The 6,238-nt window shown below is 64.0% G+C and carries 6 protein-coding genes; 4 read left to right on the forward strand and 2 right to left on the reverse strand.

Annotation, left to right across the window (positions count from 1 at the left end; all coding sequences use genetic code 11):
- Positions 1-868, forward strand: an 868-nt coding sequence (locus tag ENZ74_RS17890; protein WP_164761071.1) for an FAD-binding oxidoreductase, incomplete at its 5' end; no start/stop codon positions are given.
- 186 nt (positions 869-1,054) lie between these two features.
- A complete protein-coding gene (locus tag ENZ74_RS17895) occupies positions 1,055-1,621 on the forward strand; it encodes a DUF6101 family protein (protein ID WP_013532817.1) in 567 nt (188 codons plus the stop codon).
- A 167-nt stretch (positions 1,622-1,788) separates the two neighbouring features.
- Here the strand turns inward: ENZ74_RS17895 and ubiA are convergent, their stop codons facing one another.
- Together ubiA and ENZ74_RS17910 are read right to left on the reverse strand one after the other, a co-directional pair.
- On the reverse strand, positions 1,789-2,772 hold the full coding sequence (gene ubiA / locus ENZ74_RS17905; RefSeq protein WP_063170187.1) for a 4-hydroxybenzoate octaprenyltransferase: 984 nt from the start codon (positions 2,770-2,772) through the stop codon (positions 1,789-1,791).
- A 68-nt stretch (positions 2,773-2,840) separates the two neighbouring features.
- Positions 2,841-3,752 (reverse strand): LysR family transcriptional regulator, encoded by a 912-nt coding sequence (locus tag ENZ74_RS17910; RefSeq protein WP_063167661.1) that lies wholly within the window; start codon positions 3,750-3,752, stop codon positions 2,841-2,843.
- 89 nt (positions 3,753-3,841) lie between these two features.
- Here ENZ74_RS17910 and ENZ74_RS17915 point away from each other — a divergent pair, with 89 nt between their 5' ends.
- The gene (locus tag ENZ74_RS17915) at positions 3,842-4,657 is read left to right on the forward strand and encodes a phytanoyl-CoA dioxygenase family protein (protein ID WP_013532814.1); all 816 of its coding nucleotides are present in this window, start codon (positions 3,842-3,844) and stop codon (positions 4,655-4,657) included.
- Between the two features lie 301 nt (positions 4,658-4,958).
- The gene (gene purD, locus ENZ74_RS17920; RefSeq protein ID WP_063170188.1) at positions 4,959-6,236 is read left to right on the forward strand and encodes a phosphoribosylamine--glycine ligase; all 1,278 of its coding nucleotides are present in this window, start codon (positions 4,959-4,961) and stop codon (positions 6,234-6,236) included.
- Positions 6,237-6,238: the final 2 nt, after the last annotated feature.

A 6,238-nucleotide genomic window follows, 5' to 3' on the forward strand; every position in this document is an offset into this window, starting at 1 on the left:
GCGCAAGCTGAAGAAGGACAACACCGGCTACGATCTAAAAAACCTGTTCGTCGGCGCCGAAGGCACGCTCGGCGTCATCACCGCCGCCGTGCTGAAGCTGTTCCCGAAGCCGAAGGGGCGCGAAGTCGCCTTCGTCGGCCTGTCGTCGCCCGAGGCGGCACTTTCGCTGTTCGGCCTGGCCATGGACCGTGCCGGGGCAGCACTCACCGCTTTCGAACTGATCGGCAGGCGGCCATATGATTTCACCCTGGCGCATGCCCAGGGTGTGGTGCGGCCGCTGATCGAGGACTGGCCGTGGTACGTGCTGATGCAGATTTCATCAGGCCGTTCGTCGGAAGATTCGCGAGCGTTGATCGAGGATGTGCTCTCGGCTGGCCTCGAACAGGAATTCGTCGGCGACGCCGTCATTGCCGCGAGTCTCGCGCAGGGCGATGCCTTCTGGAATTTCCGCGAGCTGCTGCCCGAGGCGCAGAAACCGGAGGGGGCCTCGATCAAGCACGACATTTCGGTGCCTATCGCCTCGATCCCGCGTTTCATCGAAGAAGCCGCCGGCGCGGTGGCGTCGGTGAGCGCCGGCGCGCGCGTGGTCTGCTTCGGCCATATGGGCGACGGCAATCTCCACTACAACATTTCCCGGCCCGTCGACGGCGACGATGAGGCGTTCCTCGCTCTCTATCACCCCATGAACAAGGCGGTGCACGATGTGGTGCGCAGCCTGCACGGTTCGATCTCGGCCGAGCATGGCATCGGCCAGTTGAAGCGCGACGAACTGATCGCCACCGCGCCGCCGATGGCGATCGATCTGATGCGAAGGGTGAAGGCCGCTTTCGACCCGGCCGGCATCATGAATCCGGGTAAGGTTATCTGATCCTTTCGACATCTTGTGGCTGGTGGGATTCCGATAACCATCCCTGAGATCAGCAAAATTTAACCGACTTTCTTAAGCGGGGCGGTAAGGAGCCCGCGCTACTGTCTCCATACAAACGAGGCTGGAAAAACCGGCCCGGAGAGAACCGGACACCGGCTCTCAGGAGACAGACAGGAAGGCCACTCTATGAACACCGGACTGAAGCCAGTCTGGGCGGGACGCAACATGCGTCTCGACCCATTCCGCCTGCCGCAAGTGGTGAGCTACGCGACTCGCGACGACTACGGCGATGTAACCTTCACCATCGACCAGCGCGGCGCCGTGATCCGCCGCTTGCTCGAGATGAGCGGCCTGCCCGCGATCATCGTTCTGCCTTCCAATGCGTTCCGCGGCGTTGCCGCCCGCGCCATGGAGGATCCGGACGGCAATGTCACGGTGACCCTGGAACTCCTGCACAACGACCCGATGCTGTCGGTGCCGCTGCTGGTGGCCGACGATCTCGACGATGTCGCAGCCGACTGGCGCGCCTGGGCCGACGCTTACCGCCTGCCGATGCTGCTCATCGAATCGGACGGCGTTGCCCGCACCCTGGAAGAATCGCTCGGCGCCGCCATCAAGACGCTGCCGCCGCAGGATCGGCGCAAGGGGCGGATTTCGAACACGCGCCGCCCGCGTTTCCTCGCTCGCCGCAGAGCTGGCGACCTCGGTCTCAGGCTGGTCGTCGACGGCCAGGAGATTATTTCGCGGGAGTAGGAAGGTTCTTCCTTCTCCCCCTGTGGGAGAAGGTGGCCGAGCGAAGCTCGGTCGGATGAGGGGTGTTCCAGCTTGGCAACGCCGGCACTCCGTCCAGCACCCCTCAACCGTCTTGGCGCTGCGCGCCAATCCACCTTCTCCCACAAGGGGAGAAGGGAAAAAGCCCGCTAAACCAGCGGCTTCAGAGCCACCCACACAGCGCCGCCGATCAGGCCGAGGAAGATCAGCCAGCCGACCTGGTTGTTCGACCTGAACAGGCGCAGGCATTGGTCCGGATTGTCGATGTCCAACACGGCGATCTGCCGCGCCATATGGGTGCCGGCGGCGATCAGCCCGGCCAGCGCCACCACCGGCGCCTGCGCCGACGCGAAGGCGATGGCGAAGCAGATCAGCGCGCCGCCATAAAGTCCGGCCAGCCAGGCCTTGGTGTTGTCGCCGAACAGGCGTGCCGTCGAGCGCACGCCGACAATGGCGTCATCTTCCTTGTCCTGGTGCGCGTAGATCGTGTCGTAGCCGATCACCCACAGGATCGAGCCGATATAGAGCATGACAGCAGGCCCATCGAGATCGCCGAACTCGACCGCCCATCCCATCAGCGCGCCCCAGGAAAAAGCAAGGCCGAGCACCAGTTGCGGCCAGTTGGTTATCCGCTTCATGAACGGATATATGGCGATGACCGCCAGTGAGCAGATGCCGAGCAGGACGGCAAAGCTGTTGAACTGGATGAGCACGACGAGGCCGACCAGGGCCTGCAGGACGAGAAACAGCCATGCCCGCCGGCGCGTCGCCTTGCCTGACGGCAGCGGTCGCGAGCGCGTGCGCTCCACCTGGTTGTCGATGTCCTCGTCGACGAGGTCGTTGTAGGTGCAGCCGGCGCCGCGCATGGCGATGGCCCCGACCAGGAACAGCACAAGATACAAAGGCGCCGGCAGCAGTGAGAGCAGCGGGTCGCCGGGACGCGGATAGGCGCTTGCCGCCAAGGCCGCCGACCACCAGCACGGCCACAGCAGCAGTTGCCAGCCTATCGGCCTGTCCCACCGCGCAAGCTGCGCATAGGGCCATATCGAGCGCGGCAGCACGCGGTAGACCCAATGGCCGTTCGGCGCATCGGCGACACGGCCCTGGGCCGCTTTCGACTGGATGGTTTCCATGCCCATGGAGTGGCAGCAGCGGCGGAAACCGTCAAGCGGCAAGCGGAGACGCGGCGCCCGTCAGCCTTTCACGAGGCAAAGATGTCGCGGGTGGCGAACCAGTCCTTGGCCACCTCGACGAAGGCCAGCGCTGCATTCGACACACGCTGATGCGTGTCATAGGTAAGCAGGATCCGCTGCATGGGCAGCGGATCCGACAGCGGCTTGCAGATGAGCGGCAGCCCGTCATAGCTGCGGTCGCCATGCGGGCGGGTGTAGCTGACCGCAACGCCGAAGCCGTTGGCGACCATGCTCCGTTGCAGTTCGAACGAGCTTGTCGTCATGTCGGCCACAGGCGAAAGGCCGCGGCTGCGGAACAGGTCGAGCATATGCTGCCAGCTGTGCGGCTGGTCGGTGGTGATCAGCGGATAGGCGGCCAGATCGGCAAGGCTGACCGACGGGCGATCCGCCAGGGCATGGCCTGCCGGCAACAGCGCGTGCGGGCGAAGTTCACGCAGCAGGATGCGGGCGAAATGCGTCGGCAGGCTGAGATCATAAGTCAGGCCGAGATCGATGGCCGCGTCACCCAGCCGTCGACCCAGCGTCTCGAACGTCTCGTCGCGAACGACGATCTTGACGGCCGGATAGCGTTCGGAGAAGGCGCGGATCAAAGCCGGCGCGAAGAAAGGCGCCAGATCCTCGAAGCATCCCAACACCAACTCGCCGCTGACAGCCGATTTGCTTGAACCCAGGCCGATGAGTTCCTCCGTTTCGGTGAGAACCTGCCTTGCCTTGGCCACGACGGCGCGGCCGAACGATGTCGGCGACACGCCGCTTCCCCGCTGGCGGACGAACAGTTTCTGGCCGAAATTCTTTTCGACCGCGTCGATGGCCACCGAGATCGACGGCTGAGAGACGTTCAGCATCCTTGCCGCGCCGGTGACGCTGCCGTGACGCGCCACGGCAACCAGATAGCGCAGCTGCGTGAAAGTCACACTCATAGAGGCACTCTATATGTCAGATCGATAGTTATTATTTTACCGAATGAATAGATGTTGCGATAGTGGCTTTATTCCAAGAGGAGAACGCCATGGCTTCCCGGACTGCCACCCTCGACGCCACCAGGATCGGCGCGTCCACGATTGCCGACTATCAGCGTGACGGCGCTGTTTGCATTCGCGGCGCCTTCAAGGGCTGGGTCGACACGATTGCCGCCGGCATCGAACGCAACATGCAGAACCGCAGCGCCACCGCATCCGACATAGCCAACGGTCGCGGTAGTTTCTTCGATGACTACTGCAACTGGGAGCGCATCCCCGAATTCGTCAGCCTGGTACGGGACTCACCCGCCGCCGAACTGGCGGCGGCGGTGATGCAGTCGCGCACCGCGCAGTTCTTCCATGATCATGTGCTGGTGAAGGAACCCGGCACGCAGAAGCCGACGCCCTGGCATCAGGACATCCCCTACTATTTCGTCGATGGCCAACAGACGGTGAGCTTCTGGATACCCATCGACCCGGTGAAAGAGGCGACGCTGCGGCTGATCGCCGGCTCGCACAAATGGGACAAGATGATCCTGCCGGTGCGCTGGCTCGACGATAGCAATTTCTATGCCGGCGAGGGCGACTATCTGCCGGTGCCCGATCCCGACAAGGACCCTTCGATGAAGGTGCTCGAATGGGAAATGGAGCCGGGCGACGCCATCCTGTTCGACTTCAGGACCGCGCATGGCGCGCGTGGCAATATGACCGCGGCGCGGCGCCGGGCGCTGTCGCTGCGCTGGGTCGGTGACGATGCGCGCTATGTCGAGCGGCCGGGCCGCACCTCGCCGCCCTATCATGGCCACGGCATGCAGCCGGGCGAGAGGCTGCGCGAGGACTGGTTTCCGGTGGTTTTCTCCGCCTAGCGAATCGCCAGAAAATTGGCGGCGGTATCCGCCGCCAATTTTCTGCGGGGATAACGTTCCCGTGCGCAATTGCGATCTAAACACCCTGATGCCTTGACCCGTCGCCCGGAGAGCAATAGCGGGTCTCCAAGAGACTGTTTCGAAATTCGCTCTGGCGAGTCATATGGTGGTGGTTTCGAGAACCGCAGCGGAGCGGACATTTGGTCCGTGAGCTCAGTTCTACTGCACGCAGTAGAACGGGAAGCGCAGAAAACGCCATCAGATGGCCGCCAGAGCAGAATTTCGGCATCAAGAGGTGGCCATGAACGTTCTTCTTCTGGGCTCCGGCGGCCGCGAACATGCGCTCGCCTGGAAGATCGCCGCGTCGCCGCTGCTGACGAAGCTTTATGCCGCCCCCGGCAATCCGGGCATTGGCGGCGAGGCCGAACTGGTCAAGCTCGACATCGCCGATCACGCCGCGGTCACCGCATTCTGCCGGGAGAAAAAAATCGACCTCGTCGTGGTCGGTCCGGAAGGCCCGCTGGTCGCCGGTATTGCCGACGATCTGCGCGCCGAAAATATCCGCGTCTTCGGTCCCTCCAAGGCAGCGGCACAGCTGGAAGGCTCGAAAGGTTTCACCAAGGACCTCTGCGCCCGCTACAACATCCCGACCGCCGCCTATGGCCGTTTCAGTGACCTGGCCTCGGCCAGGGCCTATGTCGAAAAGACCGGGGCGCCGATCGTCATCAAGGCCGACGGGCTCGCTGCCGGCAAGGGCGTCACCGTCGCCATGACGCTCAGTGAAGCACAGGCAGCCCTCGATGCCTGCTTCGATGGTTCCTTCGGCGCCGCCGGCGCGGAAGTTGTGGTCGAGGAATTCATGACCGGCGAGGAGGCGAGCTTCTTCTGTCTTTGCGACGGTACCACCGCACTGCCCTTCGGCACCGCGCAGGATCACAAGCGCGTCGGCGACGGCGACACCGGTCCGAACACTGGCGGCATGGGGGCCTATTCGCCGGCACCGGTGATGACGCCGGAACTGGTCGAGCGCACCATGCGTGAGATCATCGAGCCGACCATGCGCGGCATGGCCGAACTGGGCGCGCCTTTCTCCGGCGTGCTGTTTGCCGGGCTGATGATCACCGACAAGGGGCCGAAGCTGATCGAATACAACACCCGCTTCGGCGATCCGGAATGCCAGGTGCTGATGATGCGGCTGAAGGATGATCTGCTGGTCCTGCTCAACGCGGCAACCGACGGCCAGTTGGCACATACTTCGGTGCGCTGGCGCGACGAGGCGGCATTGACCGTGGTGATGGCGGCGAGAGGCTATCCCGGCACGCCGGAAAAAGGCTCGGTCATCCGCGGCGTCGAAGACGCGGCAAGCGACGGCGTCCAGGTCTTCCACGCCGGCACCGCCATCAATGGCGGCGCGCTGGTGGCCAATGGCGGCCGCGTCCTCAACGTGACGGCATCAGGCGCCACGGTCGGCGAGGCGCAGAAACGAGCCTATGCCGCGCTCGACCGCATCGACTGGCCGGACGGGTTCAGCCGCCGCGATATCGGCTGGCAGGCGGTGGCGCGCGAACAGGGAACCTGAAG

The organism is Mesorhizobium sp. M7A.F.Ca.CA.002.15.2.1 (assembly GCF_003998715.1).
GTDB lineage: Bacteria > Pseudomonadota > Alphaproteobacteria > Rhizobiales > Rhizobiaceae > Mesorhizobium > Mesorhizobium ciceri.